Origin of the sequence: Gordonia liuliyuniae, assembly GCF_021739025.1 — a bacterium.
GTDB classification, from domain to species: Bacteria; Actinomycetota; Actinomycetes; order Mycobacteriales; family Mycobacteriaceae; genus Gordonia; species Gordonia liuliyuniae.
The window spans coordinates 286,219-306,231 of sequence record NZ_JAKKOT010000006.1; the positions used below are offsets into that span (position 1 = coordinate 286,219).

15 protein-coding genes are annotated in these 20,013 nt (G+C 66.5%); 9 read left to right on the forward strand and 6 right to left on the reverse strand.

The window, feature by feature from the left end; translation table 11 throughout:
* Positions 1-993: an ABC transporter substrate-binding protein gene (locus L5G28_RS14575; protein ID WP_237002154.1), complete on the reverse strand. Its 993-nt coding sequence runs from the start codon at positions 991-993 to the stop codon at positions 1-3.
* Between the two features lie 151 nt (positions 994-1,144).
* On the opposite strand from L5G28_RS14575, the gene L5G28_RS14580 reads away from it, so the two are divergent.
* A complete protein-coding gene (locus tag L5G28_RS14580) occupies positions 1,145-1,867 on the forward strand; it encodes an AraC family transcriptional regulator (RefSeq protein ID WP_237002155.1) in 723 nt (240 codons plus the stop codon).
* Between the two features lie 16 nt (positions 1,868-1,883).
* Here L5G28_RS14580 and L5G28_RS14585 read toward each other — a convergent pair whose 3' ends face one another.
* A complete protein-coding gene (locus tag L5G28_RS14585) occupies positions 1,884-4,925 on the reverse strand; it encodes a hypothetical protein (protein ID WP_236998627.1) in 3,042 nt (1,013 codons plus the stop codon).
* Positions 4,926-5,085: 160 nt separating this feature from the next.
* Between L5G28_RS14585 and L5G28_RS14590 the strand changes: the two genes are divergently transcribed.
* Entirely contained in the window at positions 5,086-5,925 is an 840-nt protein-coding gene (locus L5G28_RS14590) for an alpha/beta fold hydrolase (RefSeq protein WP_236998628.1), read from the forward strand.
* A gap of 3 nt (positions 5,926-5,928) precedes the next feature.
* Here L5G28_RS14590 and L5G28_RS14595 read toward each other — a convergent pair whose 3' ends face one another.
* Complete coding sequence (locus tag L5G28_RS14595) at positions 5,929-7,299, reverse strand: FAD-binding oxidoreductase (protein ID WP_236998629.1); 1,371 nt, start codon at positions 7,297-7,299, stop codon at positions 5,929-5,931.
* A gap of 138 nt (positions 7,300-7,437) precedes the next feature.
* On the opposite strand from L5G28_RS14595, the gene L5G28_RS14600 reads away from it, so the two are divergent.
* The 5 genes from L5G28_RS14600 to L5G28_RS14620 all read left to right on the forward strand — a co-directional run bounded on the left by L5G28_RS14600 (position 7,438) and on the right by L5G28_RS14620 (position 14,498).
* A complete protein-coding gene (locus L5G28_RS14600; RefSeq protein WP_236998763.1) occupies positions 7,438-8,130 on the forward strand; it encodes a trypsin-like serine protease in 693 nt (230 codons plus the stop codon).
* 70 nt (positions 8,131-8,200) lie between these two features.
* Positions 8,201-9,658: a DUF3375 domain-containing protein gene (locus L5G28_RS14605; RefSeq protein WP_236998630.1), complete on the forward strand. Its 1,458-nt coding sequence runs from the start codon at positions 8,201-8,203 to the stop codon at positions 9,656-9,658.
* Positions 9,655-10,254 carry a DUF4194 domain-containing protein gene (locus L5G28_RS14610; RefSeq protein ID WP_237002156.1) on the forward strand — a complete coding sequence of 200 codons (600 nt, stop codon included), beginning with the start codon at positions 9,655-9,657 and terminating at the stop codon, positions 10,252-10,254. The genes L5G28_RS14605 and L5G28_RS14610 overlap by 4 nt, the downstream gene beginning before the upstream one ends.
* Positions 10,251-13,619, forward strand: coding sequence for an ATP-binding protein (locus tag L5G28_RS14615; protein WP_237002157.1), 3,369 nt, complete (start codon positions 10,251-10,253; stop codon positions 13,617-13,619). The genes L5G28_RS14610 and L5G28_RS14615 overlap by 4 nt, the downstream gene beginning before the upstream one ends.
* Before the next feature lie 18 nt (positions 13,620-13,637).
* Positions 13,638-14,498 carry an SCO6745 family protein gene (locus L5G28_RS14620; RefSeq protein ID WP_237002158.1) on the forward strand — a complete coding sequence of 287 codons (861 nt, stop codon included), beginning with the start codon at positions 13,638-13,640 and terminating at the stop codon, positions 14,496-14,498.
* Between the two features lie 2 nt (positions 14,499-14,500).
* Here L5G28_RS14620 and L5G28_RS14625 read toward each other — a convergent pair whose 3' ends face one another.
* Entirely contained in the window at positions 14,501-16,015 is a 1,515-nt protein-coding gene (locus L5G28_RS14625) for a DUF222 domain-containing protein (RefSeq protein ID WP_237002159.1), read from the reverse strand.
* Between the two features lie 196 nt (positions 16,016-16,211).
* Between L5G28_RS14625 and L5G28_RS14630 the strand changes: the two genes are divergently transcribed.
* Complete coding sequence (locus L5G28_RS14630; RefSeq protein ID WP_237002160.1) at positions 16,212-17,363, forward strand: acyl-CoA dehydrogenase family protein; 1,152 nt, start codon at positions 16,212-16,214, stop codon at positions 17,361-17,363.
* A 5-nt stretch (positions 17,364-17,368) separates the two neighbouring features.
* Here the strand turns inward: L5G28_RS14630 and L5G28_RS14635 are convergent, their stop codons facing one another.
* A complete protein-coding gene (locus tag L5G28_RS14635; RefSeq protein ID WP_237002161.1) occupies positions 17,369-17,851 on the reverse strand; it encodes a PPOX class F420-dependent oxidoreductase in 483 nt (160 codons plus the stop codon).
* 11 nt (positions 17,852-17,862) lie between these two features.
* Positions 17,863-18,804 carry an intradiol ring-cleavage dioxygenase gene (locus L5G28_RS14640; protein WP_237002162.1) on the reverse strand — a complete coding sequence of 314 codons (942 nt, stop codon included), beginning with the start codon at positions 18,802-18,804 and terminating at the stop codon, positions 17,863-17,865.
* 142 nt (positions 18,805-18,946) lie between these two features.
* On the opposite strand from L5G28_RS14640, the gene L5G28_RS14645 reads away from it, so the two are divergent.
* Positions 18,947-19,936: an NYN domain-containing protein gene (locus L5G28_RS14645; protein WP_237002163.1), complete on the forward strand. Its 990-nt coding sequence runs from the start codon at positions 18,947-18,949 to the stop codon at positions 19,934-19,936.
* Positions 19,937-20,013: the final 77 nt, after the last annotated feature.

Genomic DNA, 20,013 nt, shown 5'->3' on the forward strand with positions numbered 1-20,013 from the left:
CTATTTCTTCCCGAACTTCGCCTCGATGATGTCGAGGGTCTTCATCGCTTCGTCGTAGTCGCTGCGCTGCGTCCAGTACGGCAGATCGTATGCCTGGTTCTTCTGGAACGACGGGAGCGCCGCCCAGATCGGCTGTTTACGCATCTGGTCGATCGACGTGACGTCGGCGTTGAATCCCGCGGCGAAAAGGGTCGGCTGCGTCAGCACCTGCCCGACCTGCTCGGTCGACAACTCGAAGCTGTCGCCGTCCTTGGTGTACGGCTGGTACTTTCCGGTCGCGAACAGCGGCGCGGGACGGAATCCGACCTTGGCGAACTCTTTGGGCAGTCCCCGGTCTTCGATGAGCACGTAGGCGCGACCGTCAGCGAGCATCGACAGGAACACCGAATCGCCGTCGGGCACGGTGATGTTGTTCTTGACCTCACCGACGCGGGCATCGTACTCAGCGACTGCGTCCTGGTAGACCTCGGGCTTGCCGACGACTCGGTCGGCGATGAACTCGTACTGGGTCTGCCATTCGGTGAGGTCGTCACCGACGACGACGGTCGGCGCGATCTTGCTCAGTTCGTCGTACGCGGTGGTCGCGTGTTTGAACGGGAAGCCGATGCCACCCGCGACGATCAGATCGGGGTCCTGCTCGAGAATCGCTTCCATGTCGAAGCCGTCGACGCTCCACGGGAGGAGGACCGTGCCCTGCTCCTTCGCGTCGTCGGCCCACTGCTCGGCGAACTCGCCCTTCTCGTCGGTCGACTCGGTCGTGGTGGCGACGACGGGGACATCGAGGTCGAACAGATATCCGGCGAGGGCGTAGTTCAACACCACGACTCGTTGTGGGTCCGCCGGGATCGCCACGTCACCGTTGATGGTCGGCACCACCCGTTCACCGCCGTCAGATTCGGCGGAGTCGTCAGCCGACGAACATCCGGCGACGGCGAGGACGAGGACCGTCAGGAGCGCGAACATCGCGGCTCCGGAGGAACGAAGGGAACGCATGTGAACCTACTTCTCGTTGTCTGTCTGGCGAAGCCTATTAGGCTAGACTAAGCTAATCGTATATTCGTGTCTCTTCGGTCCGTACCTGACACCAATCGCGAACCAACCCGACACGATGCCGGCGCAGCCCACTGCTGGAGGAAGGGATCGCATGGACCAGGTGCCCGGGCGTCTCGCGACGATCGTGCCCGAGAACTCGATTCGGTTCCTCGGCCACGACACCCACACGCACAGCGAACCCCATCTCGTTTACGTCGGAGCGGGATCGGCGCGCCTGGCGATCGACGGTGAACACGTGATACTCGGCGTGCACGAGTCGGTCTGGCTGGCGCCGAACGTGCCGCACTCGGCTCGCTACTCCCCCGGCAGCCTCGTCCTCGGCCCGATCCTGTCCCCGTCGACGCTCCCACCCGAACCCGTGCACCGCCTGGGCTCGATTCCGGCAGTCACCGCCGTGATGACCGCGATCCTCGGTGCCGCGCCGACGACGGACACCGAGGTGCAGGTGTTCCGCGCCGCACTCGACGACGTCCTGACCCGGCTCCGCGGGCCGTGGTTCTCGCTGCCCGCACCGACGCACCCGGTGGCGGCCGCCGTGGCCCGCGAACTCCCGTTCTCGTCGGAGTCGCTGGATCAGATCGCGGCACGCCATGGGATCAGCGGGCGCCACCTGCAGCGGATATTCGTCAGCGAGACCGGTATCGCGTTCCGGCAGTGGCGGGTCCGCGCGCGCCTGAACGTGGCGATCGGCCGCCTACGCGAAGGCGCATCGGTCACCCACGCCGCTCGCGCAGCGGGCTACGAGACCGGTTCCGGTCTGCGGAAGGCGCTGCTCCGCGAAGCCGGGATCGACGCCGATGCGCTGCGCCGATAGATCTGCTTCTGCCGGCCTACTTCTTCGTGGCTGAAGCGAGCGCCGCGGCACGTACGGCGACCGCGTTCGCCGTGAGCAGGTCGGCCGACACCATTCCGGGGAAGTAGTCGGCGAGGGCCGCCCACATAGCTCGCCCCTCGTCGGTCAGGCCGCCCTTCTTGAGGCAGTCGTTGGCCTGGAGCCGCGCGACGGCGGCGAACGCCATCGACTGCATCGACAGGAGCATCCACGGGTTGGCTCCGGTGTCGACGCCGTCGAGCGCTTCGTTACGTGCGGCGATGAGGTCGTACATCTCGGGCGACGACCGACGCACGTCGCGCAGCATCGTGTTCACATGCCGCGGAGCCTCGACACTGATCGGATCGGCCATCCACTCCATGCGGTGGTGGAATGCGTCGATGGTCGCGCTGGTGCGCATGTCGAGGTCGAGGACCGGCCCCGGCACCAGACGGAAGTGCTCGAACAGCATGTCGACTTGCTCGCGCCCCATGGATTCGACGGCCATCACGTTGCGGTCGAGGACTCCGGTCCGCGGGTCGCTCATGCGACCCGTTGCGAGCAGGCGGAGCAGTTCGTCGCCGCCGCGCGTGGTCAGATACGACTGGATCTCGTCGCGATCGGATGCGGCCGGGTCGACGATCGCCGACATCGCGATGGTGCAGCCGACGTACGGGTTCGGGTGCGAGGCGCTCGCCCGGTCACTCGGCGCGAACGGTTGCTCGGCGAGACCTGAACGGATGAGCAGGGCCGGGATCCGGCGCGGTGCGACGGGACTGTCGCCGAGCGCGACGAGCGACGCGGTCGGGTCGGCGGTCAGCACATCGACCGACGGCGCGGGGCTCTCCGCGTCCGCGGCCTGCTCGGTGTCGAGGAGCATCCATGCGGCGGTCAACTCGTCTGCGGCGGGCGCCGAGGACGTCGTGGCCGGGGCCGGGGCACCCCCGTCGCGGACGACAGTGGCGATCGGGGCCTCGTCGGTGCTGCCGTCCGCGGCTTCGATGACGGCGACGAGCGTGCCGCGCACCAGGCGTCGCGCGGCTTCGACGATCTGTCTGGTCGCCAAGGCGAACTCAGTTCCCGCGTGTCCGTCGGACTCCCATTCCCGAACGATGTCGAGGTCGCCGTCGAGGAGAGCGAAGGAGACGTCGACGCCGCCGGGGACGTACACGGCGAGGCGACGGTGATCGGTGGCTTCCAGGTCGATCTCCGGCAACGCGGTCTGCCACGCGGAGGGGACGCCCGCCCGTTCGAGCCGCACCAGCGCGTGCGGCGGACGCACGACCAGTTCCAGCGAACCCGATTCCCGTGCATCCGATCTCCGTGCGTCACCAACGACCGAGACTTGAGTGACCCGTTCGACGTCGGTCGGACCGAAGACCAGTTCTGCGTCGTCGACGGCGAGTCCGTGGTCGGCGGTGAGTCCAGTGGTCGATTCGGCGAGCCCGTCGGCGGCGGGCAGCCGCACGGCGGGTTCGTTGACGGCATCGAGCCCTTCGGCGATGACGGCGACACGGCGCAGATCCAACGCGTAGGAGTCACTGACGACGATCTCGTAGGTACCCAGGAGCGGCGCGTCGACGCCGTCGAACGGATCGGCGGAGGTGATGAAGTCTTCGGCGGCCCACGGATAGTCGACGAGCCAGTTCAGGTCGCCGACCCTGCGTACCCGGACCCGCCATTCCTTGACGGCGTCGCCGTCATGCGCGGGCAGGTCGACGAGCGGACGCTCACCGAATACGGGGTCGCCGTCGCGTGTGGTGACTCCGGGCAGCGGCTCGGGCAGTTCGATGCTCGGGCTCTCGGTGGGCCGTACCCGCCGGGTGGCTCCCCTGCGTCCGTCGCGGACCACGGTCAGCTCGCGGTGTCCGGCGAGGTCGAGGGTCCGCAGGAGCCATCCGTCCCACGGGCCGTTGCGGGTGTCGGTGACGTCTATCTTCTTCCGCCCCGTCCCCGCGAAGTCGGCGTCGTTGGGGACGAGCGCGACGACCTCCCCCGCGGGGAGGGTGCGGTGGTGTGACATGACGCGCCCATCGGGAGCGAACAGCACGATCGGGTCGCCCGGCAAGACGACGGGGATGGCGCGCCTCGCGCCGTTGTCGAGGTTGACGAGCACGCATTCGCGCAGTGCGGACGTCACCGGGACCACTGCGGCCTCGTCGGTTCCGACTCGAACCTGTTCGGGGGCGTCGCCGGTCCACGCTCGCCACGTCGTCGGCTCCGCTCCGGGCGGTACGACGACGTCGAGCGTGCCTTCGGCCGCGTCGTAGCGCAGTTCGGGAAACCGAGCGACGCACAGCGCGGCCGCGTCGGGATCGCCGTCGAGGAACGGCTTGCGCGCCAACCGGTCTCGCAATGTCGCGAGGATCGTCGGCGGCAGGTCGACGGTGGCGGCGGTCAACTCGGACGCGGCCCAGGTCTCGGGTTCGGCGACACTCGCGACGAGCACCGCGCAGATCCTCGCGAGGAATGTGACGGCCGTGTCGGGCGCATGGTCGAGAAGCGCGCGGAACTCGGCGGGCAGCTGCCTGCGGCGGTGACCGAAACCGGGTTCGGTCAGGTGGTCGAGCACCACCGTGCCCTGTGGCGCACGCCCGGCCGCCACATGCTGTTCGATGACGTCGACGAGAGCGCCGAGTGCATGGGCCGGGATGCCTGCGTGCAGTTCGAGCAGCCACACCGGGTCGCGGTCGCGAAGCGCTTCGATATCGCGCAGCCCGGCGGCACGAAACATGTCGCCCGCGAAACCGGTGAGCGCGGCTTCGAACGACGGGTCTCGGTCGACCCCGAGGCAGGCGGCGAATCCGTCCCAGAAGTCGGTCGAACCGTCACGGAGTGCGGCGTGGCCGACGAGTGCGGTCGCGATGAGCGCCGGATACCCGGTGATGAGCGCGAAGTGCGCGCCCGCGGGCATCTGCGACATCAACTTCCCGAGCTGGGAGTGCACGCGTCCGATCTCGTCGACCGTCGGATCGGTTTCGACGACGAGCTCCACGTCGGCGTATCGATCGCGAATACAGTTCTCGAATTCGTTGTCCTGAAGGGCCGCCGAACCGGTCATGCGCGCTTGTTCACCACACCTTTTGCTACTCGCGCCGCCGGGAGTCGCGGCGCGTCGTGAAGCCATAAGTTACCCGTCGTGCGCGCGTGGTCTCGAACCCGGACGGCGGGCTGTGGGAAGGCTCACCCGGATGCTCGGATCTGGCAGACTCGGAACCATCATGGACACCTTCACGCGCAACGGCCTCACGTTCGACGTCACCGACTCCGGGCCCGCCGACGGCGAACCGGTCATCCTCCTGCACGGTTTCCCGCAGACCGCGTCGTCCTGGTCGCAGGTCTCGGAACTGTTGACGGCGCAAGGGTTTCGCACGATCGCCCCCACACAGCGCGGCTACTCTCCGGGGGCGCGGCCGCGTGGACGGTGGCATTACCGCACGAGCGAGTTGACCGCGGACATCGTGGCGTTGATCGAGCAGACCGGTCGTGGCCCCGTCCATGTCGTCGGCCACGACTGGGGTGCACTCGTCGCCTGGTCGCTCGCCATGAACCGCCCCGATCTGGTGCGGTCGCTGACCTCGGTGTCCGTGCCGCATCCCGGCGCGTTCCTCCGGTCGATGACACGGAGCCGCCAGGCACTCATGTCCTGGTACATGTACTTCTTCCAGGTCCCGTGGCTCCCGGAACTCGTGATCACTCGAATTCGGTCGGTGCTGCCGACGGCCCTGCGACGGACCGGCATGTCGCTCGACGAGGTCGCCGTCGTCCAACGCGAGATCATCGACGACCCAAAGTTGACGGCTGGGGCGTTGACGGGCGGTCTCAACTGGTACCGGGCCATGCTGCTCGACGGGCCTACCGGCCTCACGCGCACGGTGTCGGCGCCGACCACCCACGTGTGGAGTTCCGGCGACTCGGCGCTCGCCCGCCGCGGCGCCGAACTCGCGCACGAGTACGTGACCGGCGACTTTCGCCTCGAGATCATCGACGGCGCGTCCCACTGGCTGCCCGACCAGCGGCCCGCCGACCTCGCGGCGATCATCCTCGACCGGATCAGCTGACCTCTACAGCAGCACGCCCGGGTTCAGCAGCCCGTCGGGGTCGAGAGCGGCTTTGAGCACGGTGGTGAGCTCTATGACGTCGTCGCCGACTTGGTCGCGCAGGTAGCCCTTCTTCAGTCTCCCCACACCGTGTTCGCCGGTTATGGTGCCGCCCAACGAGATCGCCAAGCTCATGATCTGGCCGAACGCGGTGTTGGCACGAGCGGTCTCGTCGTCGTCGGTCGGATCGTGGACGATCAGCGGATGCGTGTTGCCGTCGCCCGCGTGTGCGATCACCGAGATCACCACACGGTTGTCCGCGGCTATCGCCTCGACTCCGTCGATGAGAGCGGGCAGTGACGGGAGCGGCACTCCGACGTCCTCGAGCAGGAGCGCACCGAGCCGTTCGACGGCGGGAATGGCCATGCGGCGCGCCTGGGTGAACGCTTCGGACTCGACGGGATCGGACGTCGAGAAGACTTCACCCGCACCGCAGGCGGAAAAGGCCCGTTCGATGAGTTCCACCTCGGCGGTCCCGGCAGGTCCCGGCGCGTCCGACTGTGCGACGAGCATCGCGCCCGCGTGCCGGTCGAGCCCCATCTTGAGCATGTCTTCGACCGCGTTGATCGAGACGGAGTCCATGAATTCGAGCATCGCGGGCCGGATCTGCGAGGTCACGGCGAGGACGGCCTCTGATGCGGCGTGGACGCTTGCGAACGAGCCGACGACGGTGCACGCCGACGCCTGTGGAGGCAGCAGACGCAGTGTCACTTCGGTGACGACGCCGAGCAGACCTTCGCTGCCGACGAACAGTTTCGTCAACGGCAGCCCGGCCGAGTCTTTGAGTTGCTTACCGCCGAGCCGGACGGCGCGACCGTCTGCCAAGACCACTTGCAGGCCGAGGACGTAGTCGGTGGTGACGCCGTACTTCACGCAGCACAGCCCGCCCGCGTTTGTGGCGACGTTTCCGCCGATCGAGCAGATCTCGAACGACGACGGGTCCGGCGGATACCAGAGGCCCTCCGCTGCAGCCGCGGCTTTGACCTCGGCGTTCAACATGCCCGGTTGCGAGACTGCGGTGCGCGTCGCGGTGTCGATCGTCAGGTTCCGCATCTTCTCGGTCGAGATCGTCACGGCGCCGTCGACCGCCGTCGACCCGCCCGACAGGCTCGTCCCTGCGCCGCGCGTGATCATCGGCACCCGGTGTTCGGCGCACCAGCGGACCGTGGTCTGGACGTCTTCGGTGGTGACGGGCCGGACCAGCGCGAGCGGGGTGCCCGCGTCGGGGTCGTTGGCTCTGTCGTACCGGTATGCCCCGAGGATGTCGGGGTCGGTCACCACCATTCCGGGAGCGAGGGCAGCGGACAGGCTCGACAAGTCTGAACTCGACAACATGCCGCCAACGGTATTCGCCATGTCTGTGCGACGCGTTGCTTCGCCTCACTTTGCGACGCCGTCGCCTGTGTTTGAATCGTTACCGAGCCGGCCGGGGGTCGGAACTCACTACCCGAATGGAGTTCTGTCAACGTGAAGATGATCAAACGTGTCCTGGTCGCGGTCGCCGCGGTCGCCGCCACTGTGGCGCTTGTACCCAGCGGACCTGCTGAGGCCGCACCGCGCGCCACCGTCGGCGGTGGTTCGGGAATCATCGTCGCAGGCAACGCACTGTGCACCATGACCGCGGTCGGGCATGACCGCACGGGTCGTTTGGTCGGGCTCACCGCTGCTCATTGCGGCGGCATCGGCAACACCGTCCAGGCCGAACGCAACCGTAAGGCTGGTGTCATCGGCTCCATCGTGACCCGCAGCAGCAGTCTCGACGTCGCGGTCATCGCGTTGAATTCGTCGCGCGTGAAGGCCGTCCGCCAGGTCGGCAAGGCGCGCATCTCCCGCATCGGCTCCTACCCGAAACCGTTCTCGAACGTGTGCAAAGCCGGTCGCACCACCGGGTTCACCTGTGGCCCGACCCTCGTCCACGACGGTAACGCCGCACTCAACTACGTGTGCGCCGACCACGGCGACTCGGGTGGTCCGATCATCGTCGGCGGTCGCCTCGTCGGCATGCTGAACGGCGCGCTGCGCGTCGCGGGCGCGGGCACCCCGTCGATCCCCTGCGTCGATCCCGCGTTCCCGGTCTACAGCCCGATGATCGCGACGAAGATGACCGACATCCTGGGGCCTCTCAACAAGACGTCAAGGGTCGGATCGGGTTTCCGACTCATCTGATGCCTTGAGTTGCACTTCAAGCGCGCACCGCGACTGACCCGTCGCGTCGGGCAGTCGCTACCCTGACCCAGTGCAATTCGACGAGATCGTCGCCGTGCGGAAATCCAGCGCGGCGTGGAGGCTGCTGCGCGCGGACAACGCGCCGCTGGTTCTGTCCTTCCTCGGCCGCGTGTTCGTCGACGACAACATCCGCGAGATCTCCGAGTCGGGCCTGATCAGCCTGCTCGACGACGAGCTGTATGCGCTCAACCGACGACTCGGTGAGGACACCTATCCTCGAGCGCCGAAGGCGTATCTCGACGAGTGGGCGTCGCCTGCTGCGGGCTGGCTGCGTAAGTACTACGTCATCGACAGCGACGAGCCGCACTACGATGCGACGCCCGCCGTCGAGCGCGCCGTCGCCTGGTTGGCGTCGCTGCGCGAACGTGACTTCGTCGGCACCGAGTCCCGGTTGAACACGGTCTTCGATCTGCTCCGGCAGATGGTGTACGGCACCAACACCGACCCCCAGGTTAGGCTCACCGAGCTGCGGCGACGACGTGCCGAGATCGACGCGGAGATCGACGCCGTCGAACGCGGCGAGGTGAGTGTCCTCGACGCGACACGTCGCCGCGACCGCTACCAGCAGTTCAGCGAGGTGTCCCGCGCACTGCTCTCGGACTTCCGCGAGGTCGAAGCCAACTTCCGCGCTTTGGACCGGCAGATGCGTGAACGCATCGCCACCTGGCGCGGCACCAAGGGTGAGCTCCTCGACGAGATCGTCAACAATCGCAGCATGATCGCCGACTCCGATCAGGGCCGCAGCTTCCAAGCCTTCTACGATCTGCTCCTGTCGGCGGACCGCCTCGACGAGCTCGACGAGCTCGTCCGGGACGCACAGTCGTTCTCCGAGGTCGCGGACGACCGAATGGCCAACATCCACCACGACTGGCTCGACGCTGGCACCCGCGCCCAGGACACGGTCCGCCGGCTGTCCGAGCAGTTGCGGCGATTCCTCGACGACCAGGCGTGGTTGGAGAACCGCCGCGTCATGGATCTGCTGCGCAATATCGAGGCGTCCGCGTACGGGCTCCGCGAGGACCGGATCGACGACTTCTCGCACGAGGTCGATTCCCCATCCCCCACCGTCGTCCTGCCGATGGAGCGCCCCCTGTACCGACCGACCGCGACCGTCGACGTCGACAGCGACGACATCGAGTACGGCGAGCCAGAAGGCGATTCGGACGCATTGTTCGAACAGATCCACATCGATCCGTCTCCGCTCATCGACGAGGTCCGACGACGTCTGCGCCGCCACGACCAGGTCACCCTCGCGGACGTGCTCGCCGAGTCGCCGTTGTCGCAAGGGCTCGCCGAGCTGATCACGTACATGTCGCTGGCCGACGAGAGCTTCACCAGGATCTTCGACGAGGGCACGACCCAGCACGTCAGGTGGACCGACGAGTTCGGCGACCGTCGCACCGCACGCGTCCCCCGCGTCATCTACACACGGCCACGGCCGTCGACCCCAACGGAGGAGACACCATGAGCCGCACCGTCCCCCGCGACGAGCTGAACCTGTCGTTGGCGGTGACCTCGCTGATGAAGGGCGTCGTCTACCGCGATTCGGCGGAGACTACGTGGCAGCATGTCGTCGGACTGCCCGCGCAGGTCAGCGACTATGTGGCGACGCTCGGTCTCGCCGTGGTCATCGACGAGGCGGAAGGGTATGCGTTTCTGCGGTCGCGGGACGACGACGAGCTCGCCGAACTGGGGATCCCTCGTTTGGTCGCCCGCCACCAATTGCCGCTGCACACGTCGCTGCTCCTCGCGCTGCTCCGCAAACGGCTCGCCGAACACGACACGACCGATGCGGGCAACCGGCTGATCCTGACCGGCGACCAACTGCGCGAGCTGCTCACGCCGTTCTATCCGACGACGACGAATGAAGCGCGCACGGTCGATCAGACCGACACCGCGATCCGCCGTGTCACCGATCTGGGATTCCTGCGCCGGATGCCGGGGCAGGACGGGGAGTACGAGGTCCGACGCGTCATCAAGGCGTTCGTCGACGCGCAGTGGCTCGCCGACTTCGACGCCCACCTGGCTGAGTACGCCGATATCGCACGGGAGGAGACGCGATGACGGGACTGTTCGCCGCAACAGAGTTGGAGAGCACGGAGTCGTCGGGGTCGGGTTTCCGGCTGCAGAAGTTCCAGGTGTTCAACTGGGGGACGTTCGACCAACGTGTGTGGACGCTCGATCTCGCGGGCGAGAACGGATTGTTGACCGGCGACATCGGCTCGGGCAAGTCGACTCTCGTGGACGCGCTGACCACGCTGTTGATGCCTGCACACCGCGTCGCCTACAACAAGGCGGCCGGGGCGGAGTCGCGTGAGCGCGATCTCCGCTCGTATGTGTTGGGCCATTACAAGTCTGAACGCAATGACGCGTCCGGCGCGTCACGCCCGGTGGCGTTGCGCGGCATGTCGAACTATTCGGTGATCCTCGGCGTCTTCGCCAATGAGGGGTACGACGAGACGGTCACGCTCGCACAGGTGTTCTCGATGCGCCACGATAGCGGGCAGCCGGAACGGTTCTTCACCGTCACCGACCGGGCGCTCGACATCACGGCCGACTTCGCTGATTTCGGTACCGATCTCCGTGCCCTGCGGAAACGTCTGAAGGACACCGGAACCCGCATTCACGAACACTTCCCCGAGTACGGGCGCGACTATCGGCGCAGCCTCACGGTGCGGTCCGAGCAGGCGATGGAGCTGTTCCATCAGACGGTGTCGATGAAGGCGGTCGGCAACCTCAACGACTTCGTTCGAGACCACATGCTCGAACCGTTCGACTCCACCGGGTGGGTCGATACGATGGTGGCGCACTTCGAGGATCTGACGGCTGCGCACGACGCCGTCGTCTTGGCCCGGCGCCAACTCGCCGAACTCGAACCGCTGTTGGCCGACTACGACAAGTACACGAGCCACATCGAGATGTCTGCGGAGATGCGGGAACGGCGCAGCGCCCTTCGGTTCTTTTTCGCGGATCGCCGATGCGATCTCCTCGAATCCAGTCTGGCCGAGTCAAACCGTGACATCGTCGCCACCCGCACCGCGTTGGAGGAGGTCGACCGCGATATCGCCGACTTGCGGATCGCGCTGCGCGAGTTGGAACTTCGGCAGGCCGGTCTGGGCGGCAACGACATCGCCGCGTTGGAGGCCCAGATCGTCGAGGCGCAGCGCCAACGCGATGAGCGCGCGGCGGCCCACGAGCGGTACACGGGACTCCTCGACGATTCCGGGCTCGCGCCGGTCGCCGAGCGCGGCCAGTTCGAGCAGCGGCGCACCGAGGTCGCCGACGCGGTCGAGGCGTTGGACGCGGAAGTCGCCGACGTCGCGAACGGCATCACCGAGCTCGTCGTCGACCGACGTCAGATCGACGGCGAAGGCCGACGTGTCGCGGGCGAGATCGCGAGCCTGCGTGGCCGGACGAGCAATATTCCCGAACGTAACCTGCGGATGCGCGAACTGATCTGTGGCGGGGTCGGACTGACACACGACGAGCTCCCATTCGTCGGTGAGCTGATCGGTGTCCGGCCCGACGAGAGCCGTTGGGAGGGCGCCGCCGAGCGCGTACTCCGCGGGTTCGGCCTGTCGCTTCTGGTGCCGACTGCCCGGTACGACAAGGTGTCCGCGTGGATCGACGCCAACCACCTCGGCGGTCGCCTCGTGTACTTCAAAGTGCCCGAGCGTGTCTCGTCGAAGACCGTGTCGACGCCTCCGGCGAACGCGCTCGTCCACAAGCTCGACATCAAGGACGGGCCGTTTTACACCTGGGTGGAGCGTCGACTCTTCGAACGGGCCCGGCACGAGTGTGCTGAGACCCTCGACGAGTTCCGGAACGCCGACTACGCGGTAACCGTCGCCGGTCAGGTCCGGTCGGGCGGCGGACGACATGAGAAGGACGATTCGCAACGCGTCGACGACCGCCGCAACTATGTGCTCGGCTGGAGCAACGAGCAGAAGGTCAACGCGCTGTTCACCGCCGGGCAGCGCGTACAGGACGATCTGAATCGGATCGATTCGGAGATCGAGGAGCTGGAGGATTCGCGTCGCCGTCTGATGAATCGTCGTAACGCGCTCACCGGGCTTGACGCGTATCCGAGTTTCGATGCGCTCGACTGGGAGTCGGCGGCCGCACGCGTCGCCGAGCTGACGGACCGCAAGACCGAGTTGGAGCATTCGTCTGACGAGTTGGCGGCGGTCACCGAGTCGGTCGCGTCGACGCGGGATCAGTTGTCCGTCGCCGATGCCACACGTGATGGCCTTCGCGACAAGGTGTCCCGGCTGGAGATGTCCCGAAACCAGGGTGAACAGATCCGAGAATCGGCGCGACTCGTGGCTGCCGAACCGGGCTCGGAGGAGGCCACGACTCATTTCGACGCCATCGCGGAGTCGATCGGCGACGTCGATCTGACCGTCGACACGTGCGCCGAACTGGAGGCTTCGCTGACGGAGTCGTTGACGGATGCGGCCGAACAGCACACGTCTCGCGCGGGCACGTTCTCGACGCGCGTGGTGAATCGGATGTCGGATTTCAACCGCAACTATCCGATTCTGACGACCGAGTTCGATCCGGACATCGCGTCGGCGGACGAGTACCGTGAGCTGCACCGTCGCCTGGCGCACGACGATCTGCCTCGGTTCGAGAGCGACTTCAAGAACTACTTGAACACGAATGCGATTCGCGACATCGCGATCTTCGCGGCGAAGCTCAACAAGGAAGTGCATCTGATCGGATCGAAGATCGACACGATCAACGAGTCGCTGTCGGGGATCGAGTACAACCCCGGACGGTACATTCGCCTGGAAGTGAACCCGAGCGCGTCCCAGGAGATCAAGGAGTTCCGCGCCGACCTGCGGCGGTGCAGCGACGGCGAGATGGAGATCGGTGCCGAAGAGGAGCAGTACTCGGAGGAGAAGTTCCTCCTGGTGAAGGCGATCGTCGAACGGTTCCGCGGCCGGGAGGGTTTCGCCGACGTCGACCGGCGGTGGACCGAGCTGGTCACCGATGTCCGAAACTGGGTGACCTTCGCTGCGTCGGAACGCTATGTGGAGGATGACGAAGAGTACGAGAACTACACCGACTCCGACGGCAAGTCGGGCGGGCAGAAGGAGAAGCTCGCCTACACGATCCTCGCAGCGTCACTGGCGTACCAGTTCGATCTGAAGTGGGGTGCGACGAGGTCCCGCGACTTCCGTTTCGTCGTCATCGACGAGGCGTTTGGCCGCGGCTCGGACGATTCGGCCCGGTACGCGCTCTCGTTGTTCGCGAAGCTCGGGCTCCAACTCCTCATCGTCACTCCGTTGACGAAGATTTACACGATCGAGCCGTTCGTGTCGGCGGTCGGCTACGTCGAGAACCGCGGCGGCAGCTACTCGCAGTTGCAATGCCTGACGATCGAGCAGTACCGCGAGACGAGACGAGCACGCGAGACTGTGTGACCTGGCACAGTGGAGGACATGTCTTCTGATACCGCTGCTGTCGCCCGCCGAGCCTATGAGAGCCTCGAGCCCTTCCACGTCGTCGCGTACTTCAATCCCGGTGTCGGGCGCGCTCAGGACGCTCTCGGGTTAGATGGTCACGCCTTCTACGTCGGTGGGCGCGGTGCGCCGCTCGCGGGTGCTCCCGCTTCGCTGGTCGCTGCGACCTTCTACAACTTCTCGCCGACGCTGATCGCGTCGGCGTGGACTGCCGCGAGCGCCCGCGGCCTCGACGCAGTCGACGCGAGTCGCTACGAGATGCTCGACGAGCAGTTCCGCGCGATCTTGGGCGACGACTGTGAACGTCTCGCCCCCCTGGTCCCCGAGTTTCAGACGATCGTGGACGCTTTGCCGTTCTCCGGCCGCCCACTGGCCGCGGCGTGGGCGTCGACTGGCGTCCCCGACGAGCCCCATCTCGCCTTGTGGCGGACGTGGACAATCGTCCGTGAGTGGCGCGGTGACAATCACATCGCCGAACTCGTGTCGCACGGGCTCGACGGCATCGACGCGGGCGTCTTCCATGAGTCCGACCTTCCCGACCCGACCACTCGTCGTCGGGTCTTGGGCAAGAAACTCTTCCAGCTGACTCGCGGATGGTCCGATGACGAGTGGTCGGAGTCGGTGGAGCGGCTCACGGCACGCGGCCTGATCGAGCTGGCGGGCGACGGCAGCCGACTGACGGATACCGGTTTCGCCGTCTACCAGGAGATCGAGGATCGTACGGACGCAGTCTCGGGTGCCGCGCTGCCCGACAGCCTCGCCGATCTGGTCGATCGGACCCGTCCCTTCGTCAAGAAGGTCATCGACGCGGGCCTGCTACCCGGAACGAAGAAGAGCTGACCTCACAACGGCGGCTCGCCGTCTTCCTCGGCGGTGACGAGCCGCGCCGCTTCGGCGCATGCGCGGGCGTACCGCCGGCGAGACCGGATCCGCATCCGGTGCGCGTGCTTGGCCTGCGTGCGGGTACGAGCCCGTTCCGGTTGGGTCTCGTCGTCGACGACACCCGGTGCAACCGTTTCGCCGTGGCGGCACGGCACGAGCCCCAGATCCGGTAGGAGCCACTGGTTCCGAGCACGTGAACGCATGGTGAATCCGGTCGGTGTCGTCACCTCGGTCCAGATCACCCCGTTCGCGTCCACCACCTGATCGTCGACCCAGCCGGTGCCGAACGTCTTCAGCAGATGATGGAACCGGCACTTTGGGTTCAGATTGCACGGGCACGTCGCACCTCCGGCGGCCGGTTCGTCGTGGTTGAACTCGATCTGGTGGTCCAGGTCGCACCGCCATGCCGGCCGAGCGCAGCCCGGGTCCGTGCACGTGCCGAACACTGCGCGCACCGCGGTGTCACACGCCGCCGTCGGGCGGTACGAGTTCCCGGGCTGTGCGGTGCCGTCGGCCAGCCCCGCTAGGTCGAGCGGCCGCATCACCGCGTCCGATCGTGCGGCGACTTCCCGCACATGGTGGGCGTCGAGGACGCCGTAGCCGTCCAACCAACCGGCCTTCTCCGAGTCGCCGTCGAGCGTGGCGGCGTCGGCGACCACGTGCACCACGACCTTCGCGAACCGGTCTGAGACCACCGACTCCGGTGCCGTCGCTGCGCAGTCGTCGTCACCGCAGTCGCATACGAACTCTCCGCGGGTCAACAGCGCGACGGCCGCATCGTGGCGACGCACCCCGCGTGTACGCGAGTCGTTCCCGCACACCGCGTCCGCGACGACGTTCAGCGAGGCGTCGATCACCGCAGCGTCTTCGGGCGTCGTCGCGATCGTCACATCCGAGCCGTCGACATCGTGCGAGACGGTCACGGCTTTGCCGCGCATCTGGCGACGCTCGCGCACCCCGTCCGGATCCACCTCGGCGACCGAGCGACGCGCGGCGTTCGCCGCATCGGTACGCGACACCCCGCCCATCTCCCGCAGATCCGCGGCGGTCGCGGTGTCAACGGCCGCGATCAGGTCGGCGTCGGCAACACCGGTCGCCTGCAGGACGATGTCGCCGAACGCCGCGACACTGATCACGCCGTCGCGCATCAACCGCGCGACCTGCGGCAACCGTTCGACCGCCTCCACCGCCAGGTTGACCTGGCGGTCGGCCGTCGACGCCGCCACACACAGCACCGTCGACACCTCCCGCGCGACATTCGCGAACACGTCGACCACCCGACGGTCCACCGCGTCCAACCCGACCTCGGCCTCGACGGCTGCCGCAGACAGCATCGCGTAGATCGCCTCGAACCGCAGAAACATCAGGAGACCTTCTCCCGCGTGCAATGCCTGCAGCACTGCACCGTCGGCCTTCCCGCCGATCCCGATCGGCCGCAGGTCGACCCTCGCCCACACGCTCTCCGACATCGTCATCACCCCTCCCGAACAGATTCGACTCGAACTGATGTTCTAAGTATAGGTAAGAAGTGTGACCGTTTCAATAGCTGTATCGAACGTTTTATCGACCACGTTCCGGGCGGCGTGAGTCTTGTGATTCCGCCGTCTGCACGGCCACGCGCATGCGACCATCGCTACTAATGACGTCCAGCACGACTGGGAGGGAATCCCCTTGAAGCGCACCATCTTCGGCGATGAGCACGAAGCATTCCGCGATACCGTCCGCCAGTTCTTCGAGACGAAGGTGACGCCGCAGTATCCGGACTGGGAGGCCGCCGGGCATCCACCTCGCGACTTCTACCGAGAGGCAGGCGCTCTCGGCATCATCGGGATCCAGGTCCCTGAACAGTTCGGCGGAGCCGGCGTCGAATCGTACAAGTTCAACGCTATCGTCACCGAACAGGCCGTCCGGGCGCACATCAGCCTCGGACCGTTGCGCGTCCACATGGATCTCGTTCTGCCGTACCTGCTCGAGTACGCAACCGACGAGCAGAAACAGCGATGGCTGCCGGACTTCGTGACCGGCGATCTCGTCACCGCGATCGCCATGACCGAACCGGGCACCGGCTCAGACCTTGCAGGCATCAGAACGACGGCGCGACGCGACGGTGACGAGTACATCCTCAACGGCGCGAAGACGTTCATCACCGGTGGCTACAACGCCGATCGCGTGCTGGTGGTCGCGCGCACCTCTCCGGCCGACCCGGACAACCGCCGAACCGGTTTGAGCATCCTCGTCGTCGACACAACGAGCCCGGGGTTCGAGGTCGGGCGGATCCTCGAGAAGATGGGACTCAAAGCCCAAGACACCTGCGAGCTGTCCTTTTCGGACGTGCGCGTGCCCGCCGCCGATCTCCTCGGCGACGAAGGCCGGGCATTCGCCTACCTCGGACACAATCTGCCGCAGGAACGTCTGACGATCGCCGTCGGCGCATGGGCCGCCGCGTCGCACGCCGTCGAACTGGCCAGGGACTACACGTCCGAGCGCAACGTGTTCGGTCAACCCGTCGCATCGTTTCAGAACACGAAGTTCGTGCTCGCGGACTGCGCTGCGGACGTCGCAGCCGGGCAAGCCTTCCTCGACAACGCACTCGAAGCGCACGATGCGGGTGAACTGACCGGCTCCGACGCCGCCGCGTTGAAGCTGTGGATGACGGAGATGCAGGCCCGCGTCGTCGACAACTGCCTGCAATTGCACGGTGGATACGGCTACATGTCCGAGTACCCGATCTCTCGCCTGTACGCCGACGCCCGGGTGAGCCGGATCTACGGCGGAACCAGCGAGGTCATGCGGTCGATCGTCGCGAAGTCTCTGGGAATGTAGCGAACCTACTCGGCCGCGTCCAGCCGCTCGGCGACCTCCGCGGGAAACCCTCCGGTCGCGATCGGCCCCCACCGAGTCGGCGTGATGCGGATCAGCGACTTGTTCTGGAGCCGCATCGCAGCGCGGTACTCGTCCCAGTCCGAATGCTCCCCCGCGATGGCACGGAAGTAGTCGACGAGACCGTCCTCTGCTTCCGGCATGTCCAGCACCTCAGCCGTCCCGTCCACCTGCACCCACGCGTCACCGAACTTGTCCGACAGAACGCACACGCTGACGTGTGGGTTCCGTTTCACGTTGACGGCTTTGGCCCGTCCCGGGTAGGTGGCGACAACGATTCGACCATCCGGGTCGACCCCCGCCGTGACCGGCGACATCTGCGGGGAGCCGTCGTGGCGCGATGTGAGGAGAATCAGGTGGTGCCGCCTGCGGACGAAGTCCAAGAGTTCGCCGAGATCGACGGAGGATGCGGTCGCGACAGTTCGTCCCATACCGTCCTACTCTACGGGCGACTCGGCGGCGCTCCGCCCGGTTTACCGGACCCGTTCGGCGGCGGACCGCCGGGACCGTCCGCTCCACCAGGTGCTGCGTCGGCCTTCGGCTCGGTCCCGGTGTCGACGCCGACGGGGAGCGTGGCGGTGTAACCCGACACCGCATTGCCGGTGAGCGACGCGAGCTGCGACTTGCCGCCGTCGTCACCGAACACGTTGTCGCTCGCCAAAGTGATCTGACTGAGGTTCTCCGCCGACCCCGAGTAGGTCGACCGCGAGTAGGCGGCGTCACAGGCCTGTTGAGGCAACGCCAGTTGCGATGTCGCGATCGCCTTGGTGTGGTCGGTGATCGAGGTGACGTCCGGGTACACCTCAAAATGGATGTGCGGCCACCTGCCTGAATAACAGCCTGGGAAGATCGTCGTGAACGTCACCGAGCCGCTGTCGTCGACCACTTGCACGCCGCGCAAGAAAGTCTCGTCCTCGATGCCTTCCCCGTACATCGAGTATTCGCCTTGGGCGGTGCAATGCCAGGCATAGACCGCGGCGCCCGTGAACGGCTTGTCCCCTCCCGCGATGTCGGTGACGTCGAGGGTCACCCGCAAAGGCACGCCGTCGACTTTCGTGCCGCCGCCCAGGCTGGACCGAATGTCGCTGCGCACGATGCCCGTTCGGTTCAACACGTCAGGCCCGTTCGAGCCGTCGCCTGGGTACGGCCCCGCCGTCTCGTCGGGGATCTCGCCTATGGTCGTGGCCGATGACGAGGTCGACGCACCGGTGTCGCTCGACCCGCTCGAACAAGCTGCCAGAAGCGCCGCCGCACCACCGGCGCCGATGAACGCCAACACTTTTCGACGGGTCGACAGAGTCTGCAAGTCGAACGCGGCTCCCTGATCAACGACGGGTTCGTCTGGCCGGTGCAGGGGTCGTCCTTGGTAGGTCTTGTCAGTCATGAGTCGATAATGTCGCAGCAGGCTCCGAGCAGGTTCGACAATCGCTGCGAGGTCGCTGTAGGCGCGGGGCGACAGTCACAAAGACATGTCCGACTCACTGAAGTCCCTGATTCGACACCTCGGCCGTGACACAGTGAACGCCATGCGATCGACTTGTGCTCTGTACATCGACGCCGGTTATCTTCTCGCCGCTGCGGCGACCAGAGTCACCGGGACGTCGCTTCGCAGCGGCATCCACGTCGAGTACGTGAAACTCATCGAGTCCCTGGTACGCACCGCAGAGAAGCAATCCGGCCTCCCGCTGCTCCGTGTCCACTGGTACGACTCGGCCCGCAACGGCGTCCCCGATGCACGGCAGGAACGGATCGGCGAGATCCCCCGCGTCAAGCTCCGCCTCGGTCGGTTCGGCATGGACGGCGAGCAGAAGGGCGTCGACCTCCGCATCGGACTCGACCTCGTGACACATGCCCGCAACGACGCCTCCGACGTCTTCTTCCTCATCTCCGGCGACGACGACCTCACCGAAGCCGTCGAAGAGTCACAGGTCCACGGCATCCTCGTCAACCTTCTCGCCGTCCCGATTCGCGACGGCAAACCGCACGGCGTCAGCAGGCATCTGATCCGAGCAGCAGACGACATCCACACGATCGACGGTTCGACGATCGACGACGCTGTCGTCAAGATCGAACAACCGCCCGTACCCGAGGACGACGGGCCCGAACCTGCGGCCCTCGCTCCCAAACCCGGCCCGAAGCCCGGCCCGCCTGCGACGAAGACGCCGCTCGACGTGGCGGTGGCCGCCCGACACCAGCCCGAACCCTGCCGCGAACCGACCGAAGTGCTGGCCTACAGTTCGTCCACCGGTTCCACCGGCCTCGTGATGCCCGGTTACGAAGCCGACGTGAACGACGACATCGTCGACGGCATCGTGGCTCGCGTGCTCTCGTCCTTCCGCGAAAGCGCAACTCCCGAAACGATTCTCGCGCTCGAACGCGACAAGCCGTCGATACCCCGCGATATCGATCGGGCGATGCTCCTCGACGCATCCGACGCCCTCGGCATGTACGACCTCGACGACGGCGTCCGCTTCCGACTCCGGGCCCGCTTCTGGGAAATGTACAACGCCTCGTGATGAACGCGTAGACGAGACACGAGTCGCACACCTGTGCGAAACCGTCGTCGTGGTGTGAGAAAATGGGGCCGCACCGG

Coding starts and splice junctions, on each gene's coding strand:
- L5G28_RS14625 (WP_237002159.1), bottom strand. CDS start 16,015: ATGACGATGTCGGAGAGCGTGTGGGCGAGGGTCGACCTGCGGCCGATC.
- L5G28_RS14640 (WP_237002162.1), bottom strand. CDS start 18,804: ATGACTGACAAGACCTACCAAGGACGACCCCTGCACCGGCCAGACGAA.
- L5G28_RS14610 (WP_237002156.1), top strand. CDS start 9,655: ATGAGCCGCACCGTCCCCCGCGACGAGCTGAACCTGTCGTTGGCGGTG.
- L5G28_RS14635 (WP_237002161.1), bottom strand. CDS start 17,851: ATGGGACGAACTGTCGCGACCGCATCCTCCGTCGATCTCGGCGAACTC.
- L5G28_RS14575 (WP_237002154.1), bottom strand. CDS start 993: ATGCGTTCCCTTCGTTCCTCCGGAGCCGCGATGTTCGCGCTCCTGACG.
- L5G28_RS14595 (WP_236998629.1), bottom strand. CDS start 7,299: ATGTTGTCGAGTTCAGACTTGTCGAGCCTGTCCGCTGCCCTCGCTCCC.
- L5G28_RS14620 (WP_237002158.1), top strand. CDS start 13,638: ATGTCTTCTGATACCGCTGCTGTCGCCCGCCGAGCCTATGAGAGCCTC.
- L5G28_RS14600 (WP_236998763.1), top strand. CDS start 7,438: ATGATCAAACGTGTCCTGGTCGCGGTCGCCGCGGTCGCCGCCACTGTG.
- L5G28_RS14585 (WP_236998627.1), bottom strand. CDS start 4,925: ATGACCGGTTCGGCGGCCCTTCAGGACAACGAATTCGAGAACTGTATT.
- L5G28_RS14645 (WP_237002163.1), top strand. CDS start 18,947: ATGCGATCGACTTGTGCTCTGTACATCGACGCCGGTTATCTTCTCGCC.
- L5G28_RS14580 (WP_237002155.1), top strand. CDS start 1,145: ATGGACCAGGTGCCCGGGCGTCTCGCGACGATCGTGCCCGAGAACTCG.
- L5G28_RS14615 (WP_237002157.1), top strand. CDS start 10,251: ATGACGGGACTGTTCGCCGCAACAGAGTTGGAGAGCACGGAGTCGTCG.
- L5G28_RS14590 (WP_236998628.1), top strand. CDS start 5,086: ATGGACACCTTCACGCGCAACGGCCTCACGTTCGACGTCACCGACTCC.